Origin of the sequence: Kitasatospora cystarginea, from assembly GCF_039533515.1 — a bacterium.
GTDB classification, from domain to species: domain Bacteria; phylum Actinomycetota; class Actinomycetes; order Streptomycetales; family Streptomycetaceae; genus Kitasatospora; species Kitasatospora cystarginea.
This window is the reverse complement of sequence record NZ_BAAATR010000031.1, coordinates 53,604-75,668: the sequence shown is the minus strand read 5'-3', so window position 1 is coordinate 75,668 and position 22,065 is coordinate 53,604. Positions and strand designations below refer to the sequence as shown.

Here is a 22,065-nt window from a genome sequence, read left to right as displayed (position 1 = left end):
TGACCGCTCGCTAACAATTGGCCCGATCGTCAGCGCCGGCGGTCCGGAAATCGACGGCGCCAGCCCGGACGGGGGATCCGGGACGCAGGGGGCCAGACGTCCGGAGGTCCCGTATGACAACCCGTGCCCGACATGGCCGCCGCGCGCCCGCTAGCCGCCCGGGGTACCTGGTTCCCGGCGCGGTGGCTGCCGTGCTGACCGGCGGGGCGGTGGCGGCCGGGGCCGAACTCCACTGGCCGGTGCCCGGCCCGCTCGGCGGGGCGGGGACGCGGATCGCGGCCTTCCTGGACTACTTCGCCGGGGTCTTCACCCTGCTCTCGCTCACCGCCGCAGTGGTGTGCGGACTCCTCGCCACCGACCGGCTCGTACTCACCCCCCGGCTGCGGGTCGCCGTCCAGTCGGTGCACCGGGCGACCTCGGTCGCGGCCCTCGGCTTCCTGGGCACCCACATCGCCGTCAAGGTCCTGGAGCGGCACGCCGCCCCGGCCGCCGCCGTGCTCCCGTTCGGTGGCAGCACCTTCGCGGTGAGCCTCGGCACCGTCGCCGCGGACCTGCTGGTGCTGGTCGCGGCCACCGGCGTCCTGCGCGGCCGCTTCGCCGGCAGCCGCCGCCCCTGGCTCTGGCGGGTGCTGCACGTCGCCGCGTACGCCTGCTGGCCCGTCGCCCTGGTGCACGGGCTGACCGCGGGGCGGGCGGCCCACGCCTGGGTGCTGTGGGGCTACGGCCTGTGCGCGGCCGGGATGGCGCTGGCCCTCCTGGTCCGCGGCCTGGCCTTCCTCGGACGCCGCAGCACCCTCGGCCGGCTGCGCCGCGGCGCGAAGGCGTACCGTCCGGCGACCCCGTCCCCGGCCGTACTCGCCGAGCTGTCCGTGCCGCACGTGGCACACGCCAGGCAGGTCCGGACGCTCGGCGGTTCCCGCCCGGTGCCCTGGCTCGACCTCTCGCAGGCGGCGCGGACGGTACCCCGGCCCAGATCCGCCCAGCAGGGGCCGCACCGGTCGGGAGGCAGCCGATGAACCCCGTCCTGGAGATCCCGGCCGTGCGGCAGCTGGGGAGCGCCCGGCTGACCGCGGGCCTCGACCGCCTCCAGCGCCTCGACCTCTCCGCGCACGGCAGCGTCCACGGGCCGCTTCCCCAGCCCACCCGCGACGGCCTGCTGGCCCTGGCCGACCGGATCGACCTGCGCGGACGCGGTGGCGCCGGGTTCCCGTTCGCGCGCAAGGCGAGCGCCGCGCTGGCCGCCGCGGACCGTACCGGCACCCCGCTCGTGGTGGTGGTGAACGGCGCCGAGGGCGAGCCGCCCAGTGCCAAGGACCGGATGCTGCTCGCCCGCGCCCCGCACCTGGTGCTGGACGGCGCCTGTCTGGCGGCGGCCGCGTTCGGGGCGGAGGAACTGGTGATCGGCGTCGCCGCTGGTGGGCCGGGGGAGGTTTCGATCCCCGCCGCCCTCGCCGAGCGGAGCGACCTGCCCTGCCCGGCCCGGACGGTGTGCCTGCCCGAGCGGTTCGTCTCCGGCCAGGCCGGAGCACTGATCCGGGGCGTCAACGGCCTACCCGCCGTGCCGCCGCCGCTGAAGGCCCGCGCGGCCGACGGCGGCACGGGCGGTGTGCGCGGCCGCCCGACCCTGCTCTCCAACGCCGAGACCTGGGCGCAGCTCGCCGTCGCCGCCCGGCTCGGCCCCGACGCCTACGCCGCAGCGGGTACCGCCACCGAGCCGGGGACGGTCCTGCTGACCGTCAATCGGCCCGGCGCCGAGCAGCTGGTGGTGGAGGTGCCCGCCGGGTCCCGGCTGGGAACGGTGCTGACCGGCTGCGGCAGCGCGCCGGGCGAGGGGGTCCTGGTCGGCGGCTACCACGGCGCCTGGCTGCGCCCGGAGGACGCGATGGACGCCCCGCTCTCCCGGGCCGGGCTCGCCGAACTCGGCGGGGCGCTCGGCGCCGGCGCGATCGTCGCGCTCCCGGCCGACACCTGCCCGCTCGGCGAGGTCGCCCGGGTGACGGCCTGGCTGGCGGCGGAGTCGGCCGGACAGTGCGGGCCGTGCAGGCGCGGGCTGCCCGCCGCGGCCGACGCGCTCGCCGTCCTGGCGGCCGGGGCCGACGCCGCCGCGGCGGAGACGGCGCGGTACGCCGTCTCCGCCACCCAGGGTCGGGGCGCCTGCGCGCACCCCGACGGCACCGCCCGCTTCGTCCTGTCCGCACTGGAGGTGTTCGAGCAGGACGTCGCCGCGCACACCGCGGGCGCCGGCTGCGGCCGCCCGGTCCACGGGGTGCTGCCGCTCCCGCACCAGGAGGGACTGCGGCTGGAGGTGGACTGGTCCCGGTGTGCGGGGCACGGCCTGTGCGCGGTCCTGGCGCCGGAGCTGATCCGGCTCGGACCGCACGGCTACCCCGAGCTGAACAGCACGCCGGTGGCGGGCTGGCAGGAGCACGGGGCCCGTCGGGCGGTGAGCCAGTGTCCGGCGCTCGCCCTGCGGCTGCGCTGACGGGAACGCCGCCGCGGCCGCCTCGACCGGGCGGGAATCAGCCCGCGTCAGCCCGCAGCTCGGGGAACTGGTCGTCGCGCCACTCCCGGTCGAGCACCGTACCGCTGTCCGCCGCCTGCTGCTCGCGACCGCGCAGCTCGACCCGGCGGATCTTCCCGGAGATGGTCTTGGGCAGCTCGAAGAACTCGACCCGGCGCACCCGCAGGTACGGCGGCAGGTGCTCCCGGGCGTGGCGCAGGACCGCGAGAGCGGTCTCGCGGTCGGGCTCCCAGCCCGGCGCGAGGGCGACGTACGCCTTCGGTACGGCGAGGCGGATCGGGTCGGGTGCGGGGACGACGGCGGCCTCGGCCACGGCCGGGTGCTCGATCAGCACGCTCTCCAGCTCGAACGGCGAGACCTTGTAGTCCGAGGCCTTGAACACGTCGTCGCTGCGGCCGACGTAGGTGATCCAGCCGTCGGCGTCCCGGACCGCCACATCGCCGGTGCGGTAGTAACCCCCGCGCGTCACGGCCGCGTTGAGGTCGGGATCGTCCAGGTACCCGGCCATCAGATTGAGCGGTTGCCGTGCCAGGTCCAGGCAGATCTCGCCCTCGTCGCCGACCTCTTGGCGGACCGGGTCGACCAGCAGCACCGGAACTCCCGGCAGCGGACGGCCCATGGCGCCCGGCTTGACCGGGGAGCCCGGGGTGTTGCCGACCAGCAGGGTGGTCTCGGTCTGCCCGAAGCCGTCCCGGACGGTCAGCCCCCAGGCGCGCTCGATCTGCGCGATGACCTCGGGGTTGAGCGGCTCCCCGGCCGCGACCAGCTCCCGCAGCGAACCGGGGCCGGCCGACAGGTCGGTCTGGATCAGCATCCGCCAGACCGTCGGGGGAGCGCAGAAGGTGGTGACCCCGGCCGTGTGCAGCTGCTCGACCAGGCGGGCCGGGTCGAAGCGCGAGTAGTTGTAGACGAAGATCGTTGCCTCGGCGATCCACGGCGCGAAGAAGCAGCTCCAGGCATGCTTCGCCCAGCCGGGAGAACTGATGTTGAGATGGACATCGCCCGGGCGCAGCCCGATCCAGTACATGGTCGTCAAGTGCCCGACCGGATAAGAGACTTGGGTGTGCTCGACCAGCTTCGGCCGACTGGTGGTGCCCGAGGTGAAGTACACCAGCAGCGGGTCGCCGACCGAGGTCGCCGCCGTGAACGGCTCCGGGGAAGCGATCTCGTACGCCTCGGTGTAGGAGGCCCAGCCGGGGACCGGACCGCCGACCGCCAGGCGCGAGTAACCGCCGGGAACCGCGGCGAACTTGGCGGTGTCGGCGGCGTTCGCGACCACATGGCGGGCCCCGCCCCGCTCGATCCGGTCCACCAGGTCGGCGGGGCCCACGGCGGTGGTGGTCGGCATTATCACCGCACCCAGCTTCATCACGGCGAGCATCGACTCCCACAGCTCGACCTGGTTGCCGAGCATCAGCAGCACCCGGTCGCCCTCCCGGACGCCCTGGGCGGCCAGCCAGTGCGCCACCTGGTCGGAGCGGTGGGCCAGTTCACCGAAGCTGTACCGCGCCTGGTGGCCGTCCTCCTCGACGATCCACAGCGCCGTGCGGTCATTGCCGCGGGCGATGGCGTCGAACCAGTCGACGGCCCAGTTGAACCGGCCGGTGAGCTGCGGCCAACGGAACTCCGCCATCGTCGAGGGGTGTCGGCCCGACAGCCGGAGCAGCTGGTCGCGCGCTGCGCGGTAGGACTCGGTGGCGGAACTCGCGGTCACGGCTATCGGCTCCCGGTGCGGTTGGCCGGCCACTCCACCGAGCGGCGGGCACGGCGGACCCGTACATGATCTCGCGCATGACCGTAGCCGGTGCGGGATCCGTACCACCAGCCTCTCGCGTGATTGCCCTTGCCGCCGACGGCAGCTGAGGCATTGCCGAGTGCGGCGGCGGTCGCCGCACCGATCGGTGAACCGGGGCCGGCTTCGCGGCTTCGACCCAGGCCGCGAGCGTGCCGCGCAGCAGGGCTCGCACGGCGGGTCCGGAAGGTCCCTCCGGTTCTTCCGCGCCGGTCCGGACGGCGTCCGGCTCCAGGTCGACGACGCGACTGGTCGTTCGACACCGCCACACCGGTGCACGGCGCCGCCCAGGACCTGCTGCTGGTGGCGCACGGCCGCAGGCTCCCCTCCGGGCACCTGCACGGCGGTGCGAGTGACCGCTTCACCGCCCACTGAGGCCGGACGGTCCGTACGGGCCGCGGATCAGCGGAGCAGGAACCCCGTGAGGTAGCCCAGCGAGTTGACCGCCCAGTGCAGTCCGGCCGGGGCGAGCAGGCTGTCGCTGCGCCTGCGCAGCTCGCAGAGGAGCACCCCGGCCAGCGCCGTGAACAGCACCGCGCCGACGTCCGCCAGCAGGGCGGTGGCCCAGGAGCCGCCGAGCAGCGCGCCGAGTGCGGGTTTCTCCCCGGTCAGGTGGAGCGAGGGCAGGATGTGCCACAGGCCGAAGAGCAGCGAGGAGAACGCCATCGCTCCCGGCGGCCCCCAGAGCCGGCGCGCCAGCCCGTAGAGCACGCCCCGGAAGGCCAGTTCCTCCAGCAGGACGGTGCCCACCGGGACCGCGACCAGTACTCGGTAGGCGATGTCCCCGCCGCTCAAGCCGCTGTTGCGGGTGTCCTGGAACAGCGGCCGGGTCGACGGCAGCAGGGCCCCGGCCAGGTAGACCGCCGCGACCGCCCCGACGCAGGCCAGCGCCCAGACGGCGCCGCGCCTCAAGGTCCCCCGGCCGAGGCCCAGCTCGGTCCGGTCGCCGCCGCTCCAGTGCTCGACGGCCAGCAGGGCGCCCGCCGCCGCCACCGGTGTCAGCAGCCCCCACCCGGGCGCCCACCGGTGGATGGTGAGGTTGACCAGCACCAGCAGCACGACGGCGGCCCCCAGCGCGACCCGGGTGTCCGCCGGCCGCCTGAACCGGGCGTTCACGGGTGGTCTGCCGTCCACGGTGACGATGGTGCCCCGGCGGGCGGGGCCGGACCAGCGGGAGCGGCGCCGACGCGCCGTGCCTCCCTGGCGCGGGTGCCGGGCGTCCCTATTCTCTGCGGTGGAATACGGACTACGGCATCTGGGGTGAATATGGACATTTCTGTCATTGGTTCTACCAGCTCACCCGCCGTCTGATGCCCACCGCCGCCGAGCAAGGATGCCTCCCCGAACCCTCGCGCCGGCCCGTGGTGCGCCGATGGCCGACTTGGAGCGCGCTGGTCGGCGCCGTGATCGGCTATGTGCTGGCCTTCACCCCGTCCCTGCTGCCGCGCCCGTGGTGGCTGCAGGCCGCCGCCTGCGCGATCACCGCGGTGATCACGTACGGGATCGGTGCCCTGGTCGGTCTGATCGTCCACCGCTGCGGGATCCGGCCCGAGGAGCGGTTGCGCCGGATCGGCTGGCTGGCGCTGGCCGGGGCGGGCGGCGCGGCGGTGGTGTTCGTCACCGCGTGGAGCGTCCGCTGGCAGGGCGACCTGCGCCGGGCGGTGCACATGGACCCGCTGATCGCCTGGTGGGAGTGGGTGCTGGTACTGCCGCTGACCGCCGTGCTGTTCGCCGTGTTCGTGCTCGTCGCCCGGGCGCTGCGGCTGGGCACCCGGCAGTTGGCCCGGCTGATCGCCAGGGTGGTCCCGGCGCGGTGGGCCACGGCGGCGGCGGCGGTCCTGGCGGCGGTGCTGGTCGTCGGGTTCGTCCAGGGCTTCCTGCTGCGCGGGCTGCTGACCATGGTGGAGAGCGGCGCCTCGGCCACCGACCTCGGCACCTCGCCCGGCATCGTCCGGCCCGAACTAGCCACCCTCTCGGGCAGTCCGGCCTCGCTGGAGAGCTGGGACAGCCTCGGGTCCAAGGGCCGCGACTTCATCGGGAAGGCGCCCACCGCCGCCGAGATCACCCGGTTCACCGGGCAGTCGGCCAAGGACCCGGTGCGGGTCTACGTCGGCCTGCGCTCGGCCGGCACCCTGCAGGAGCGGGCCGCACTGGCGGTGCGCGAACTGGAACGCACCGGAGCGTTCTCCCGCCGGGTGCTCGTGGTGGTCAGCACCACCGGGACCGGCTGGGTCAACGAACGGATCGCCACGCCGCCGGAGTACATGTACGGCGGTGACAGCGCGCTGGTCGCGATGCAGTACTCGTACCTGCCCAGCTGGGTCTCGTTCCTCGCGGAGGGCGAGGCCACCGAGGCCGGCCTCGCCCTGATCGACGCCGTCCGCACCCGCTGGGCGCAGCTGCCGGCCGACGCGCGGCCCAGGCTGCTGGTGGCGGGGGAGAGCCTCGGCTCGTACGCCACCGAGCGGGCCTTCCCCGGCGGGGTGGCCCAGCTGGTTCGGGAGGTGGACGGCGCGCTGCTGGTCGGGCCCACCCCGGACAATCCGATCCGCAGGACCGTCACCGACGGTCGCGACCCGGGCAGCGCCGTCTGGCGGCCGGTCTACCAGGACGGCCGGACCGTCAGGTTCGCCCAGCGGCCCGTGGACCTCCAGCGCCCGGCGGCAACCTGGGAGCCGCCGCGCGTGGTCTACCTGCAGAACGGCGGTGACCCGGTGACCTGGTGGGAGCCGAGTCTGATCTGGCGCCGCCCGGCCTGGCTGGACCGGCCGCGAGCCCCCGACGTCTCCGACGTCATGCGCTGGTATCCGCTGGTCACCTTCTGGCAGGTGACCTGCGACCTCGCGGCCGGCGAGAGCGTTCCCGACGGGTTCGGCCACCGGTTCGGCACCCTGCCCACCGACGCCTGGGCGCAGATCGCACCGCCGGCCGGGTGGAGCGCGGCCGAGACACGGCGATTGGACGCCTACCAGCGGCGGGTGCCTTCCCTCGGTCGGGCCCGGCGTCAGTAGCGCTGGGCCTTGGCCACCTTGGCGCTCGCGACCGCGGCCTGCTTGTCGCCGTGTGCGAGGACGGTGCGGTTCTCGCCCGGGGCCACCTTCTCGGTGCCCACCACGACCGACTCGACGGTCTTGCCCGCGCTGTCCAGGAAGTCCACCTGGGCGGCGTAACCGGCGCTGGCCGACGTCGAGTTGTGGATGGTCAGCAGCGCCGCCGGGAAGCCGTCGGTGGCGGTGGTCGGCACCCCGGTGAGGGTCACGTCACCCAGTGCGTTGCCGGTTCCGGAGGCGGCGGCCAGCGCGGCGGTCGCCTGCTGCCTGGACTTCGAGACCTGGGCGGACACCGAGGACTCGAAGGCGGCCGCCCGGGACTGCAGCGAGGCCGTCGCGGACGCGGCGGAGGCCGAGGCGACGGCGGCCGCCTGCGAGATCAGGGCCGCCGCGTTGGAGGCCGCCGAGGTCTGCTGCGGGCCGCCCAGTTCGGAGGCCTCCGCCGCGGCCGACGCCGCCCGCCGGGACGCGTCCGCGGCCGCCGACACCACCGCCGGGCTGATGCCGCCCTTGGTGTGCTCCGAACTGCACGCCGCCGCACCCGCGGTCAGGGCGCCGGCCAGGGCGAGCAGCACGCCGGCGCGCAGTCCGGGGCCGAGCGTGGTGCGGAGCCTCCGCGCTGCGCGGGGCCCGCTCGCTGCGCGGGGCCCGGTCGCCGTCCGCCGGACCGGATGGCGGTGTACGCGCGGCTCGGGCATGTCCATGACGGTCTCCTGTGATCGCTCGGCCCATCCCACGGCGGTGAACCTGTTCGCGGCTCCAGGCTGCGTTCCCGTCGCGCGGACGGCACGGCGGGCTGAGCCCAACGAGTGCACCGACCGGCACCATGCCGGGGCCAGGCACCTGCGGCGGGCCCGGGTGCGGCCGGGCGATCCGGCCCGAGGAGAGACGATGACCGGCCTCGGCGCGGCCAGCCCGTATGTGGTCGGGGTGGTGGGCGGGCGCAGCTCAGGACATGCCCAACCTGCGCGCCAGCGAGGGATCCAGTGGGTAGCGGCGTTCGGGCGGGAGCAAGCGGGTGGCCTGGGCGGTGCGGCCGGAGCGGACCAGATCGGCGATCTTCCTGACCCGCGGGGTGAGGTCGGTGATGGAGACCGTCCACTCGTCCACCAGCTCGTCGATCACGCCTCGCCCGATCCCGACCTGGATGCTGTAGTGGTTGAGCGCGGCTCCGGACAGCGAGCGCTCCGGGTCCCACTGGACGTGCACGGCCGCTTTGGCGACGGCGGCCGGACCGGCGGTGGTGAGGGTGGCCGCGGCGAGCGCCCGCTCCCAGCCGTCCCTGGTGATGCGGACCTCCAACACCCGTTCCTGGCCGGGCTTCCGGGCCCAGTTGCTGCGGTGCATCAGCCAGCGGAAGGAGGGTTTGATCCAGGTCATCCGCCCGCGCGAGAACGGTGGCACGAAGCGGCCGGCCGCCACGGCGGGCTCCGCGATGGTGGGCGCGTACGCCTGGTAGAGCGCGATGGAGTGGGCGTCGTGGTCGGCGCGGATCTCGCGGAGGGCTGTCACTCGCAGAGTCTGCGGCCGGACCGCCCCGGCGGCCAAACGGATTTCCGGCCGTCCGGCAGCCTGGCCATCCGGCAGCCCGGCAACCTGGTTTTCCCACGGCCCGGCCTTCCCGTGGTCCGGCCTTCCAGTAGCCGGGTCCGACGGCCGCACCGCCGGGCCTGACGGCCGCACCGCCGGGCCTGACGGCCGCACCGCCTGGCCCGGGGCCGGTCGGATCGCGTCACGGCTGGTCGAGCGTGATCGAGTTGATCGGACGGGGGAGTCCAGCCCCTGAGTGTGGTTCAGACCACTTGCCACTTCGGAGGCAACTCGGCTGACAGGGTGGCAGATCCGAGCCGTTTCCGATAGCGGAGTGTCAAAGATTCGTCATATGCCAGACGGCTTTGCCGGAAATCGCATGTTCGGCTGCCGCACGCGATAGCGTTTCGTGGCGTTGAGGCTACCGCAGGTGAGCGCGGGCGCTCCCCGAGCAGCCTCACGCGGTGATTGCGCGTGCCTTCGGATGAAGAGGTGAAGCGAGTTGACGGGAATCGACGAGTGCCTCGTCGAAGCGATGACGATACCCGGCGCGCTGGGTGTCAGCCTGGTGGACTGGACCAGTGGGCTGACCCTCGGCGCAGCCGGGGAGGGCCCGTCCGGAGACCATGACGCGGGTGCGGCCGACGCGACCGAACTCGCCCGCGCCGTCGTCCAGAACCCGTCCTTCGCCGACCCGGACTCGGCCGGCACCCTCGCCGAGGACGTCATCGTCACCTCGCCCGGCCGCTACCACCTGCTGCGCTTCGTGGACGCCGGCTTCGAGACCGGAGCCTTCCTCTATCTCCGGTTGGACCGCGACACCGCGAATCTGGCCATGGCCCGGCTGCGGTTGCGAGGTATCGCCGAACGGCTGGTGCTGGTTTGATGGATCTGCAGACCCGCTCGCCCCTGGTGTCCCGTCGGCGGCCGCAACTCCTGGCGTCCGGCCGCACGTTAGGCGACGTGGTCGCGGAGCTCGCGGCCGGTCGCCGCACCGGGATCGTGCAGAGCACCACGGGTGCGGTCCACCTGGTCGACGGCGCCGTACTGCAGGTGGAGAGCGCCGGGGCACTCGATCTGCCGACCCTGCTGGTCCGTTCCGGACGGATCCCCGCGCAGGAACTGCTGGACCTTGCCAGGAGCTGCGAACAGCCGCTGCCGAAGGCCCTGTTGGATTCCGGACGGGTGGGCCGGGGCGTGCTGGAGCTCTGCCACCTCACCGCGCTCTCGGACGCCGCCTTCCTCGCGCTGCCCCAGGACAGCGGCCCGGTCCGGTTCCAGGAGGACGTCCGGCCGCAGGACGGGGTGATCCGTACCGTCGACGTACCAACACTGCGGGCGGCGGTCGCACGGCGGCGGGCGCTGCTCGACCGGATCTGGCCCTGCCCCCGGCTGGACGTCGCTCCGCTGCGACTGAGTGCGGCGGGGACGGCCGGGGTCGGGACGCGGTGGAGCCGGGGCCAGCGGGCCGTCATGCACGCCGCGGACGGGCGGCGGACGCCGCTGGAGATCGCCCGGCTGCTGGGCCGTCCGGCCTTCGCCACCCTGCTCGACGTGCGCAGGCTCGCCGCTGCCGGGCTGGTGGAGAGCCCGCCCGAGCCGGATTTCGGCGGCCTCCTCGCAGCGCCGCCGAGACCGTCGCCGCCCGCCGTGCCGACCGTGCGGCCGACCGCGCTCCCCGCCGGTCCGGTCCGGTTGCACGGGGGTTCCGCGGACCCTGATATCGCCCTGCTGATCCGACTCCGCGCGGCTCTGGAGGCCCGTCTGTGACCACTCTGTCCACCCGGCCGGCTCGACCCGCCCCGTGCACGGTGGCCGCCGAATGAAGCGAGCACTCCGCCAACTCACCGGAAAGAGGCAGTCCGTGATATCCGAGCACGAGGTGCTGATCGAACTGCGCGGGCTGCGCGCCAGGATCCCGCACCTGGCCGGCGCGCTGGTCGCGACCACGGACGGCCTGGTGGTCGCCCACGACACCACAGGTCTTGAGCCGGAGGGCATCGCCGCGCTCACCGCCGCCGCGCTCGGCGTCGGCGCCAGGCTGACCGAGGCCACCGGGCGCGGCGGCTTCCGTGAGCTGCTGACCCGGGGCGAATACGGCTACATCGCCACCTACGCGGTCGGCGCCTTCGTGGTGCTGACGCTGCTCGCCGGGCCCGAGGCCAACGTCGGCCGGCTGCACCTGGAGGCGCGCAAGGCCGGCGGCCGGATCGCGGCCCTCGCGGACTCCGCGCTGGGACGCCTTCCTTCCTGACTCCCCCACTTCCGCGGTCGGCGGGCCCCCGCCCGCCGACCTGCGCCACCTGCCCGGTCGGGCAGAGACCGTTCCATCACCCCCGAAGGGAAGACCAACCGATGGCCAACACCGAGAGCGCCCTCAAGGACGTCATGAGTTCCATCGAAGGCGCGATTGGCGTCGCGCTCGTGGACTACGGCAGTGGCATGGCGCTCGGCACGCTCGGCGGCGAGGGCACCATCGATCTCAACGTCGCGGCGGCCGGCAATACCGACGTGGTCCGGGCCAAGGCCAGGACCATGGAAATGCTCAAGCTGAACGACACGATCGAGGACATCCTGATCACGCTCACCGGCCAGTACCACGTGATCCGGCCGCTCACCAGCCGGTCCGGCAAGGGTCTCTTCCTCTACCTCGCGCTGGACCGCCAGCGCGCCAACCTGGCGATGGCGCGGCACCAGCTCAAGCGCATCGAGGCCGAGCTGGAGGTCTGACCCGCCCCACCCCGGGACACCGTGTGGCCCGCGACCGGTGGGCGGCCTCACCGGTACGGGCCGCACGGGCCGGCTCCCACCGTCCGACGGGCGTCCGGGGCCGCCGTCGGGTCACCCACGCGGTCTCCCGGGGTCCCGGGGCGCGTCTCCCCGATTGCTGACCAATCTGAGTGGGTGTCAGGTTGCTGCCGCGCGAGCCGGGCAGGCTGAACCCGGTGGCCTGCGCAAGCGCGGGGTCGAGGTGGCGTCAGCGGTCAAGTTGATCGCGGTCCTGGATCAATGCTCGTACTGATGTACGGGCAGCTCCCCTTTGGGTGAACCTGGTCGCGCGGCCTGCCGAGTCGGTCGGCGAATTTCGTCACCAGGGCGATCATGAACTGCGCAAGCTCACGTGAGGAGGCCATCAGGTGCGCACGTTCACGGGCTGTTGAACGGTCAGGGGCGCGCCGACCGGCCGCGAGTCGGTCAGGTTTCCGCCGGGACTGTCAGGGCAGACGCCGCAGTGATGAAGGGCGGCAAGCCGAGGACAAGGGTCGAGCCATTCCGGGTAGACGCACCCCGTACCCCCTTCGTCCGTGAGGGGGTGTCCTGCCCTGAGCTTGGGCTCTGCGGGGGTCGAAGGAGTCATGGAGCAGCATCCGGAACAGTGCAGCCGGTCAGTGCCGGCCGGCGCGTAGGCCAGGATCGGCACGTCGTGCTGGCGAGTGGACGGGTGGGTGAGGCGGGTGGCAACCCCGGGATCGGGTGACGCGTTGATCAGTACTGATGTGCCGGCCCGGCTGGACCGATTGCCGTGGTCCCGCTGGCACTGGCGGATCGTCATCGGCCTGGGCACCGTCTGGATCCTCGACGGTCTCGAGGTCACGATCGTTGGCAACATGGCCGGCCGGATGGCGCAGCAGGGCAGCGGGATCTCGATCAGCACCGAGCAGGTGACCACCGCGGCGGCGGCCCTCTACGTGGCCGGCGCCTGCACGGGGGCGCTGTTCTTCGGTTGGCTGACCGACCGGCTGGGCCGCAAGAAGCTCTTCATGGTGACCCTGGCCGTCTACCTGGCGGCCACGGCGGTGACGGCGTTCTCCTGGACGGCCTGGTTCTTCTTCCTCTGCCGGTTCTTCACCGGCTTCGGCATCGGCGGCGAGTACGCGGCGATCAACTCGGCGATCGACGAGCTGATCCCGGCCCGGGTGCGCGGCCGCGTCGACCTGATCATCAACGGCAGCTTCTGGATCGGTGCGGCGGTCGGCGCGTTCGCCTCGATTGCCTTGCTGAACACCGCCCTGTTCGCCACCGACCTCGGGTGGCGGCTGGCCTTCGGGACCGGTGTGGTGCTCGGGCTGGTGATCCTGCTGGTGCGGCGGCACGTGCCGGAGAGCCCGCGCTGGCTCTTCACGCACGGGCAGGCTGAGGAGGCCGAAGAGGTGGTCAGCGAGGCGGAGCGCACGGTCGCGGAGCAGAGTGGGGAGGAACTCCCGGAGCCTGAGGGCGAGCCGATCACGATCCGTCCCCGTGCCTCGATCGGCTTCCTGACGATCGCCCGGACGGTCACCCGAAGCTACCCGCGCCGAACCACGCTGGGGCTCGCCCTCTTCATCGGCCAGGCATTTCTCTACAATTCGGTGACGTTCGGCTACGCGGTCATCCTCACCACCTTCTTCAAGGTGCCGACCGGCAACACGGGTTACTACTTCGCGGTGATCGCGGTGGGTAACTTCCTCGGGCCGTTGCTGCTGGGCGGGCTCTTCGACACCGTCGGCCGGAGGTCGATGATCGCCGGGACCTACATCGGTTCCGGGTCGCTGCTCTTCGTCACCGCGTTCCTCTTCCAGCGCGGTGACCTGACGGCGACCACGATGACCGCCTGCTGGACCGCGGTGCTCTTCCTGGCTTCGGCCGGTGCGAGCTCGGCCTACCTGACGGTCAGTGAGATCTTTCCGCTGGAGACCAGGGCGCTGTGCATCGCCTTCTTCTACGCGGTGGGCACCGCGATCGGCGGCATCACCGGCCCGCTGATCTTCAACGGACTGGTGAGCAGTGGGAAGACCCGCGACACCACGCTCGCCTTCTGCATCGGCGCGGCATTGATGGTCCTGGCCGGTCTGGTCGAGGCGGCGATCGGCGTTCGCGCCGAGCGGCGCAGTCTGGAGTCCCTGGCGGCACCGCTGAGCCTCGTGAACCAATCGGCCCTCGGCGCCCAACCCGAGCAGTCGCCAGGAACTGGCCGTCGGGGGGCTTGAGGCCCAGTCCTAGGGCGACCGAACAAGCAGGGCAGAGGCGGTTGGGTCGCACAGCTGCGCCGAGCGACTGGCCGGCAGACGGCCAGGGCTCTCGAACCTCCGCGCCCCCGGAGGGCTTGTCCCGCGTGAAAACCCTGGTTCGGTTCGTTGACCAGGTCGTTTGCCTGGTCGGGGTTAGGCTGCTCGCTGGTACTCGATGATGAGGCCGCCGAGTAGTTGGGTGCGGCGGATGCGGCCGCTGAGCGGGATCACGGTGGCCGTCTGGGCGGCCTCCACAGCGTGGGGAGGTTGTTGGCGGAGGGATTGGTGGGGTCTGTGTCGGTTGTAGTGGTCGACGTACGCGTCCAGGACAGTACGCAGGTGCTGTTCGTTCATGATGAGGATGCGGTCGGTGCACTCGCGGTGGACGGTGCCGACCCAGCGCTCGGCGAAGGCGTTCGCCTTGGGCGATCTCGGCGGTGAGAGCAGGACCTGTACACCTGCGCCGGCGAGCACGGCGTCGAAGGCGTCGGAGAACTTTCCGTCCCGGTCGCGCAGGAAGAACCGGAAGCGGTATGCAGGGTCTTCCAAGGGCATCAGCAGGTTCCGGGCCTGCTGGGTCACCCAGTCGCGGTTCGGGTGTGCGGTGATGCCCAGGATGTGCACCCGTCGTGTTTCGACTTCCATGACGAACAGCACGTACAGGCGTCGGCAGAAGGCGGTGTCCACGTGGAAGAAGTCGCAGGCCAGCGGGCCTGATGCCTGGGTGCGGAGGAAGACGGACCAGCTGTCTTGCGCCCGCTTGGGTGCGGGCGGGATGTTGCCCTGACGCAGTACCGCGCGGACGGTGGCCGCTGCCACGGTGATGCCCAGCCGGGCGAGTTCGCCCTGCACGCACCGGTGACCCCACAGCGGATTCTCGGGCCAGGCGCAGGATCAACTCCCGGGTCTGCTGGGGTATCGGCGGTCGGCCGGGACGCTTGCGGGGGTAGGTCCACCTGTCAGCGATCAGCTCGCGATGCCGGCGCAGCAGCGTGGCCGGGGTGACGAAGAAGCTGTTCCAGCGTTCCCTGGGCAGGAGTCTCGACAAGGCCGCCAGCAGTACCCGGTCGCCTGGCTCCAGCCGCGGTTGACCGAGCTGGCGTCGGAGCACCGCGAGTTGGTGTCGCAGGACCAGGAGCTCGACGTCCTTCGCCGCGCTGCCGAGCAGCCGTAGGCCCACGAGCTCCAACGACCTGCGCGTCAACAGATAGATCCAGGACCATCGCATGACCACCGGTCATGCCCCGACCCGCTTCGTGCCCGCAGGGAAACGCTGCAGGTCAACGCCCCGAGCTCGGATTTTCACGCCGGACAGGCTCAGCCGCATCGCCAAGCGCCACAAGGAAGGCTACGCGGACGCCGTACGGGACAAGCAGCAGCTGGAGGCCCGATCGAGGCTCTGGAGGCGGAGCTGGCCCAGTTGCGCACAGCCGAGGAAGCCCACCAGTCCTGACGGCCCACCCTGCTCAACAGCTGCTCCCCTCCGACACGGCGGAGGAGCAGCTCACGAGCCGGGCCACCTCCCGCCGCTGCCACTCCTCCGTAGGGTCCGGACCGCCCGCTCCGCTGCTGGCGTCGTCCCAAGCTGATGCTTACTGACTTCGGCGCTCCAGGGTGACGATTTGGCAGGCATTGCTGCCTAGTCACTTATCGTTGATCGCCTGCGCAGCCACGTGAATATCCGCCTGGGCACGGCGCCCGGCTCGCGGTACGGTCGGGGTCACGGTTGTCGACAAGGGGGGATTGCGCATGCTGTCCGAGGCGCTGACCGCGCTGGCCATGTCCGGGGGGACGGCGGTGATGACCGCGGCGGGGACCGAGGCCTGGGAGGGGGTCCGAGGCCGGGTGGCCGCCTGGTTCGGGCGGGGGAACACCCAGCGTGAGAGTGCCGAGCTGGAGCGGCTGGGTCGCACTGCCGCCGAGCTCGCGGCAGCTGAGGGCGAGCAGCTGGAGCGGCTACGGATCCGCCAGGAGGCCTCCTGGCAGGCCCGGTTCGAGGCGTTCCTGGAGGACCTGCCGGAGGACGAGCGCGAGCGCGCCGGCGAGGCGCTGCGCGAGCTGCTGGCTGAGAGCGCGGCCCAGGCCCAGGTGTCGACCGGGGACGGCGGGATCGCGGTCGGCGGAAACGTGCACATCAGCGCTCAGGAAGGCTCGGTCGCCGCCGGTGTGATCCATGGGGGTGTGCAGATCGGCCACCCTCAGGTGCCGGATCCGTCCAAGGGCTGAACGGACCGGGCACGCCAGGCCCGTCACAACCCTCGCCACCGCCGCTGCTCACAGGGGTTCAGGCGAGCAACCACAGCTTCGCCGTCGGCCACGCCGACCAGGTGGCCTACTACGCCGGCCGACATGCCCCGGCCGCCTGGCCGCACCAGGTCGGGGCGGTCCCAAACGCCGCGCGCTGCTTCCAGCGCCGGGCCGTTGTCGATACTCACGACGCTCCTGCGCGCTGCCGGATACTGGTCGGCGCCGCCGGGGTCGGCAAGTCCCAGCTGGCCGCGAACGAGGCCCGCACTGCCTGGCAGGCCGGGCAACTCGACCTGCTGGTCTGGGTCACCGCCGACAGCCGCGCGGCGATCCTGACCGCCTACGCCCAGGCCATCGCCGAGATCACCGGTGGCGACCCGGCAGATCCGGAGCAGGGCGCGCGGGAGTTCCTGGCCTGGCTCCGGCCGGGCGGGGCCGGGGCGACGGTTCGCCGGCTGATCGTCCTGGACGGTCTGGTCGACCCCGACGACCTGCGCGGACTCTGGCCGCCGGATCAACCCGTGGGGCGGACCCTGGTCACCACCTGGCGCCGGGACCTGGCCCGCGAGGGGCTTGGCCGACAGGTGGTCACCGTGCCGTCGTTCAGCTCCGCCGAGGCCTTCGGCTACCTCACGGCGGTGCTCGCCGCGTCCGGCCGGGTCGAGCCGCCTGAGCAACTGGAGGCGCTCGCCCGCGAGCTGGGGCACCTGCCGCTCGCGCTCGCGCAGGCGGCCGCCTACCTGGGCAGCACCGGTCTGAGTTGCGCCGACTACCTCCGCCTGCTCTGCGACGACGGTCGGCGGCTGGCCGACCTCGTGCCGGACCCGGGCGGACTGCCGGACGAGCAGAGCCTGCCACTGCCATACGCCTGGGACCTCGCGCTGGAGCGCGCCGACGCCCTGGCGCCGGTCGGGACGGCGCGGATGCTGCTGGAACTGGCGGCGCCGCTGGCTTCCGACGGCATCCCGGCTGCCGTGCTGATCGCCGCGGTCAGGTACCTCGACCGGCAGCGGACCGACCGTCCGGCAGAGGACGCGGAGCCGGACGAGCGCGCCGACGAGACGCTCGCGCTGCTGCACCGGTGGAGCCTGCTCGACTACGACCCGGCGGACCAGGACCGGTCGGTGCGGGTCCACCCGATGGTGCAGCGAGCCGTCCGCGAGGGCGTGCCCGCGAGCCGGGCCGCAGAGCTGGCCGACGTGGCCGCCCACCTGCTCTTCGTCGCGTCCCGGACGTCGGCGGACGAGGCGAACTCGATGACGTTCTTCCTGGTTCCCCCCAGGGATCGGGCGCCGCACCTGCGTTCGCGCGCCCTCGATTTCCCTCCGGACGTGCTGCGCTCCAACGTCGAGGCGCTGACCCGCAATGCCCCGGCCATGATGCTGGGCGCCGGCGAGCCCGAGCTTCGGTACGGGTGGAGTACCGGTCAGGAGCTGCACGATCTCGTGCTCCGGGTGGGCGACACGCTGGCGGACGACGGCCGACCACAGGCCGCACTTGACTACTTCGTAGCGCTGCTGCCGACGACGGCCGACCGGCTGGGAGCCCGGCACGAGTCCGTGACGAAGCTGCGCGGCCGGATCGCGCGGCTGCGGGCGGAATCCGGCGACCTCACCGCCGCGATCACCGAGTACCGTCGGATGATCGGCGATCAACTCGCCCTGCTGGCCCCGGAGTACGAGCTGTATCCCTCCCAGCGGATCCGCCTGATCGAGGAGGTCACCGAGCTGCGCTACCGCCTGGCCTACTGGCTCGAACAGGCCGGTGACCTGCCGGGCGTCGCACGCGTCTATCGCGATCTGCTCGCCGATGACCGCTACATCGCGGCCGTCTACGGACGGACGGGCCCGCCCGACTTCACTCTGCGCCGCGATGCCGCCGAGTGGCAGGGAAAGGCGGGAGACGCGGCCGGGGCAGTGGTCGTGTACCGCCAGCTCGTCAACGAGCAGTTCCGCACGTGCGGGCGGGAGAACTCAGGCACCTTCGACACCCGTTTCAGCTTCGGCCACTGGCTCGGCGAGTCGGGCGACGCACGAGGGGCGGTGACCGTCCTGACCGACCTGCTCAACGACCAACTTCGCCTGGAGCAGCGCGAGATCGCCCAGGGCGCTCGGGACATGTGGTCCAACCCGTACGCGGTAGCAGCCAACACCGACCGGTCCGCAATCTTCCGCACCCGCGCCGCCCTCGCCCGCTGGCGCGGCCAGTCCGGCGACCCTCGCGGCGCAGTGGCCCTCCTCTCCGACTTGCTGAACGAGCAACTGCGTGTCCTCCGCCCAGACCATCCCGACCTCGCGACCACTCAACAGGCACTCACGTACTGGCAGGAACAATCCCGGGGCAGGGGGTGGCTACGAGGGAGGTAGCCTTCGCAGGCTGCTTACCGGTGGTTTGTTGACACGTGGTCAGGTCAGCAGTGTCGGTGAGGAGAGAGTTCTTCGGGGGTGTTGCCATGACCGTGCGCGTACCGTGTCCACCGGCTCCCCGGCCCCTCGAAGGTTACTGACTCGGCGCTTCAAGGTGATGGCGGTGGGAGGTCGAGGGAGAGTCCGGTGCCGGCGAGGAAGCCGTCGAGGACGTCAGAGCGGTACTGCAGTCGCTTGAGACGGTTGCGGACGAGGGCTTCGAGTCGGTCCAGGGCGACGCTGGCGAGGTTCGCGAGACTGTGCTTGACGTTGGCCCACAGGTACTCGACCGCGTTCAGCTCGGGTGCGTAGGCGGGCAGGATGAACACCGTCAGCCAGTCCCGCGCACCGATCAAGTCGCGCATGGCGCTTCGGACTCGGCGAAGCCGCCGATTCGGACAATCGGAGCACTCATGCCTACAAGGCTGACGGGCGAGAGCCTCTCCTGTCACGTCGTGCTGGCCGGCAGTGCCAGGATCTCGCCGAGTTCGCGCACAGCCCGCACCGACCGGACGTTCTCCGGCAGTACGTCGATGATGTCCTGGGCCCGCGCGCCGAGGATTTCAGTCCGGTGCGCAGCAGGAACCTTCAGGTAGGTCTGGCCAGCCAGCTGACACGCCTCGGTGACGCTGCGCTCGTGGATCAGGCACATCGCCTGCTCAAGGTGCAGCAGCGCCGGATCGATGCCGGTCCGATCCGGGTACAGCATCAGGGCCTCGGCTTGCGCGTCGCGCGCGTGGGTGGTGTCGCCGAGGTAGGTGTACGCGCCGGACAGGTACAGGAGAAGCCGGCGCAGGGGGAAGGCCCAAGCGTCATCGGACTCCGATGCAACCTTCCGGCATCGATCGAACAGCTGCTGTGCTTCTTTGATCGCCGCGCCTGCGGCCTCAGCGTTGCCCTGTCTGGCTTGGGCCCGTGCTGCGGCCGCTGCCGCGAATGCGCCCGTTGCCGTGGGGCGGTAGCGGTTGAGGAGCCGCGCCTCGTTGGTGAAGCTGACCGCACGTTCCAGTGGCCCGTAGTAGTACGGCAGCATGGCGGCCTGGACCCGAACGCGCGCCCGCAACTCCCAACTGCCGCTGTCGTCGGCCGCAGTGCGTGCCGTGCCGTACCACAACTGCGCCTGTCCCAGGCGCCCGAGCTTCATCAGCGCGTCGGCGATCAACGTGGCCAGGACCGCGATCATCTCCGACAAGTGGACCTGCACGTGGGCAGGCTGCCGCTCACTGGCCAGAAGACGTACCTCATCAAGCTCGCGCAGGAGCTGGCCAAGCATCTCTACGGGCGGAGCGACGACGTAGGCGCGGCGGAGATCCATCAGCCGCTCGTCCAGGATCTCAAGTCGTCCCGCGCTGACCGTCGTGCTGGCGAGTGTGCTCTCGACTGCCCGACGGTGGGAGTCCACGAGTACATCCACCGCATCACCAGCGGGGATCGGAGCAGTTGCTCGTGCTGCAGGACGGGCCGCGTTGGGCGTCGTCACAGCCAGCGGCAGATTGCCGGCGGCGGTGGCAGGCGGCTGAGCTGGGGTGCGGTAGTCGCCGGTCATGCCCAAGCCCTGGGCGGCACGGCTCGTGCGGTACGAGGTTGGCCTCGCCGACCTACTCCATTCCCGTGAGGGTCAGCGCGGCGGAGCGCGTGGCGACGATCACCGCATCAACGGCAGCGTCGGAGAGATGCGGACCGATGGGCAGGCTGAGCACCTCGCGGGCCAACCGTGCTGCGTGCGGGAGTTCGTCGGCGGGCTGCGGCCTTCTGGCGGCGTACGCTCCGGATCTGTGCACGGGCACCGGGTAGTGGAGGAGCGTTTCGACCCCCGCCTCGGCCAGCCGGTGTTGCAGGTGGTCGCGATGCGGGCTGCGCAGCACGTACTGGTGCCAGACCGGCTCGGCCCACTCTGCGACCGCAGGCAGGTCGATGCCGGGCAGGTCGGCCAGTGCCTCGGTGTAGCGGGCGGCGATCTCCTGGCGGCGGGTGTTCCAGGCGTCCAACAAGGGGAGTTTGACTGAGAGCACCGCTGCCTGCAGTTCGTCGAGGCGTGAGTTGACACCCCGCAGCTCGTGCCGGTACTTCTCGCGGGAGCCGTAGTTGCGCAGCAGCCGGAGCCGGTCGGCCAGTTCGGCGTCCGAGGTGACGACGGCTCCGCCGTCGCCGAGTGCGCCGAGGTTCTTGCCCGGGTAGAAGCTGAACGCGGCGGCGTAGCCGCTGCCGACGCGTCGGCCTCGGTAGCGCGCGCCGTGGGCCTGTGCGGCGTCTTCCACGACGGGCAGCCCGTGCCGGTCGGCGAACGCTTGGACCGCGTTCAGGTCCGCCGGGTGTCCGTAGAGATGCACGGGCATCACGGCCTTGGTCCGCGGGGTCAGCGCGGCCTCCAGCCGGTCGGGGGAGAGCAGGAACGTGTCGGCCCCCCGCCGTCCCGGCTCGCCGGGCTCGACGGGAGCCGGGGTGGCGCCGCACGCGGAGACGGCGAGCCAGGTGGCGATGTACGTGTGGGAGGGCACCATCACCTCGTCGCCCTCGCCCTCGCCCTCGCCCACGCCGAGCGCCCGGAGCGTCAGCTGCAGTGCGTCGAGCCCACTGCCCACGGCCACGCAGTGGGCAGCGCCGCAGTAGTCGGCGAACCTCTCTTCGAACGCGGCGAGTTCGGGGCCGAGCAGATAGCGCCCGCTGGCGGCGACGCGCAGCAGGGCCTCCTCGATCTGCGGCTGGATGCCCATGGCCTCGTGCACGTCCCGGAGGTCGTAGAACGGGACCTGGATGGTAGGGCGCGTCTGTTTCGTCATGGCCGCCTCCGGCTCATCCGCAAGAACTCGGCGTGGTCCCGGAAGTAGTCCGCCTCGTCGAAGGGCTCGGACGCCAGCACCAGGCAGACGGTCCCCGCCGAGAAGTCGCTGAGTTCTCCCCAGACCATCGGCCCGATGTACAGGCCCAGTTCCGGCTGGTCGAGGCGATACTCCGTCGTCTGGAACCCGTCGTCCAGCGAGATTGTGAAACTGCCGTGGACCGCGATGACGAACTGCTCCAGACGGCGGTGAGCGTGCCCGCCCCGTGAGGCGCCGGCCTCCAGCCCGTGCAGGTAGTAGACGCGCCGAACAACGAAGCCGAGTGCCTGCTCCGGCTCCAGGACGGACAGGATGCCCCGCTCGTCCTGGTGATGTTCGAGCGGGACCAGCCGGCAGACCCCGCGCCGCTCGGCCGTTCCTGCGGAAGTGGTGGTACTCGCCGTCATCGAACTTGCTTCCTCTTCTTGTCGATGCGCGCTCGCCCACCGACCGTCTCGTTGCGGCTGCGGAGCCTTCCGTGCGCTTGGCCGCCGGTGCCGTGGGCGGCGCGGTATGCGTCTAACGACCGTGAAGCCCCGAGGTTCCGGAAGGGGCACGCCGGATGCGTCGCAGCCGTTGACCCGAGCCGAGGTCGTTCAAGGAGCGCGCGGCGAGCGGACGTAACTGCCATGGGAATGAGCCGGGGTGGACCTGTCCGTTCGCGACAGCCGGTTTTCGGCTCCATCCGCCGTCGCGGCTGCGCGCGGTCGACA

At 72.1% G+C, this 22,065-nt stretch carries 18 protein-coding genes and 1 pseudogene; 10 read left to right on the top strand and 9 right to left on the bottom strand.

Features of this window, described 5'->3' with window-relative positions:
• Positions 1 to 113: 113 nt before the first annotated feature.
• Complete coding sequence (locus ABD369_RS28320; protein WP_344639388.1) at positions 114 to 1,016, top strand: hypothetical protein; 903 nt, start codon at positions 114 to 116, stop codon at positions 1,014 to 1,016.
• Positions 1,013 to 2,482, top strand: a complete 1,470-nt coding sequence (locus ABD369_RS28315) for an NADH-ubiquinone oxidoreductase-F iron-sulfur binding region domain-containing protein (RefSeq protein ID WP_344639387.1) — start codon at positions 1,013 to 1,015, stop codon at positions 2,480 to 2,482. Before ABD369_RS28320 ends, ABD369_RS28315 begins: the two co-directional genes overlap by 4 nt.
• 37 nt (positions 2,483 to 2,519) lie before the next feature.
• Here ABD369_RS28315 and ABD369_RS28310 read toward each other — a convergent pair whose 3' ends face one another.
• Both ABD369_RS28310 and ABD369_RS28305 read right to left on the bottom strand, forming a co-directional pair.
• Positions 2,520 to 4,235, bottom strand: coding sequence for an AMP-binding protein (locus tag ABD369_RS28310; protein WP_344639386.1), 1,716 nt, complete (start codon positions 4,233 to 4,235; stop codon positions 2,520 to 2,522).
• A 480-nt stretch (positions 4,236 to 4,715) separates the two neighbouring features.
• Positions 4,716 to 5,447 (bottom strand): CPBP family intramembrane glutamic endopeptidase, encoded by a 732-nt coding sequence (locus ABD369_RS28305; protein ID WP_344639385.1) that lies wholly within the window; start codon positions 5,445 to 5,447, stop codon positions 4,716 to 4,718.
• Positions 5,448 to 5,623: 176 nt separating this feature from the next.
• Between ABD369_RS28305 and ABD369_RS28300 the strand changes: the two genes are divergently transcribed.
• Positions 5,624 to 7,324, top strand: a complete 1,701-nt coding sequence (locus tag ABD369_RS28300) for an alpha/beta hydrolase (protein ID WP_344639384.1) — start codon at positions 5,624 to 5,626, stop codon at positions 7,322 to 7,324.
• Here ABD369_RS28300 and ABD369_RS28295 read toward each other — a convergent pair.
• Positions 7,318 to 8,067: a hypothetical protein gene (locus ABD369_RS28295; protein ID WP_344639383.1), complete on the bottom strand. Its 750-nt coding sequence runs from the start codon at positions 8,065 to 8,067 to the stop codon at positions 7,318 to 7,320. The two genes, ABD369_RS28300 and ABD369_RS28295, sit on opposite strands and share 7 nt — an antisense overlap.
• Before the next feature lie 244 nt (positions 8,068 to 8,311).
• Positions 8,312 to 8,875, bottom strand: coding sequence for a DUF4291 domain-containing protein (locus tag ABD369_RS28290; protein WP_344639382.1), 564 nt, complete (start codon positions 8,873 to 8,875; stop codon positions 8,312 to 8,314).
• Positions 8,876 to 9,395: 520 nt separating this feature from the next.
• On the opposite strand from ABD369_RS28290, the gene ABD369_RS28285 reads away from it, so the two are divergent.
• The 5 genes from ABD369_RS28285 (at position 9,396) to ABD369_RS28265 (ending at position 13,860) form a co-directional block, all read left to right on the top strand.
• Positions 9,396 to 9,779 (top strand): hypothetical protein, encoded by a 384-nt coding sequence (locus ABD369_RS28285; protein ID WP_344639381.1) that lies wholly within the window; start codon positions 9,396 to 9,398, stop codon positions 9,777 to 9,779.
• Positions 9,779 to 10,663: a transcriptional regulator gene (locus ABD369_RS28280; RefSeq protein WP_344639380.1), complete on the top strand. Its 885-nt coding sequence runs from the start codon at positions 9,779 to 9,781 to the stop codon at positions 10,661 to 10,663. Before ABD369_RS28285 ends, ABD369_RS28280 begins: the two co-directional genes overlap by 1 nt.
• Positions 10,664 to 10,715: 52 nt before the next feature.
• Positions 10,716 to 11,147, top strand: coding sequence for a roadblock/LC7 domain-containing protein (locus tag ABD369_RS28275; RefSeq protein WP_344639379.1), 432 nt, complete (start codon positions 10,716 to 10,718; stop codon positions 11,145 to 11,147).
• A 101-nt stretch (positions 11,148 to 11,248) separates the two neighbouring features.
• Positions 11,249 to 11,623, top strand: a complete 375-nt coding sequence (locus ABD369_RS28270; protein WP_344639378.1) for a roadblock/LC7 domain-containing protein — start codon at positions 11,249 to 11,251, stop codon at positions 11,621 to 11,623.
• A 755-nt stretch (positions 11,624 to 12,378) separates the two neighbouring features.
• Positions 12,379 to 13,860, top strand: coding sequence for an MFS transporter (locus tag ABD369_RS28265; RefSeq protein ID WP_344639421.1), 1,482 nt, complete (start codon positions 12,379 to 12,381; stop codon positions 13,858 to 13,860).
• A 174-nt stretch (positions 13,861 to 14,034) separates the two neighbouring features.
• Here ABD369_RS28265 and ABD369_RS28260 read toward each other — a convergent pair whose 3' ends face one another.
• Positions 14,035 to 14,733, bottom strand: coding sequence for an integrase core domain-containing protein (locus ABD369_RS28260; RefSeq protein ID WP_344639377.1), 699 nt, complete (start codon positions 14,731 to 14,733; stop codon positions 14,035 to 14,037).
• A gap of 897 nt (positions 14,734 to 15,630) precedes the next feature.
• Between ABD369_RS28260 and ABD369_RS28255 the strand changes: the two genes are divergently transcribed.
• Complete coding sequence (locus ABD369_RS28255) at positions 15,631 to 16,107, top strand: hypothetical protein (RefSeq protein ID WP_344639376.1); 477 nt, start codon at positions 15,631 to 15,633, stop codon at positions 16,105 to 16,107.
• Between the two features lie 101 nt (positions 16,108 to 16,208).
• Positions 16,209 to 18,494 (top strand): tetratricopeptide repeat protein, encoded by a 2,286-nt coding sequence (locus ABD369_RS28250; RefSeq protein WP_344639375.1) that lies wholly within the window; start codon positions 16,209 to 16,211, stop codon positions 18,492 to 18,494.
• A gap of 149 nt (positions 18,495 to 18,643) precedes the next feature.
• Here ABD369_RS28250 and ABD369_RS28245 read toward each other — a convergent pair.
• From ABD369_RS28245 to ABD369_RS28230, 4 genes and pseudogenes are all read right to left on the bottom strand, one after another.
• Positions 18,644 to 18,898: pseudogene (locus ABD369_RS28245) on the bottom strand (transposase); the annotation flags it as partial.
• Positions 18,899 to 18,981: 83 nt separating this feature from the next.
• A complete protein-coding gene (locus ABD369_RS28240; protein ID WP_344639374.1) occupies positions 18,982 to 20,079 on the bottom strand; it encodes an XRE family transcriptional regulator in 1,098 nt (365 codons plus the stop codon).
• Positions 20,080 to 20,131: 52 nt separating this feature from the next.
• Complete coding sequence (locus ABD369_RS28235) at positions 20,132 to 21,313, bottom strand: DegT/DnrJ/EryC1/StrS family aminotransferase (RefSeq protein ID WP_344639373.1); 1,182 nt, start codon at positions 21,311 to 21,313, stop codon at positions 20,132 to 20,134.
• Positions 21,310 to 21,759, bottom strand: a complete 450-nt coding sequence (locus ABD369_RS28230) for a sugar 3,4-ketoisomerase (protein WP_344639372.1) — start codon at positions 21,757 to 21,759, stop codon at positions 21,310 to 21,312. Before ABD369_RS28230 ends, ABD369_RS28235 begins: the two co-directional genes overlap by 4 nt.
• Between the last annotated feature and the right edge of the window lie 306 nt (positions 21,760 to 22,065).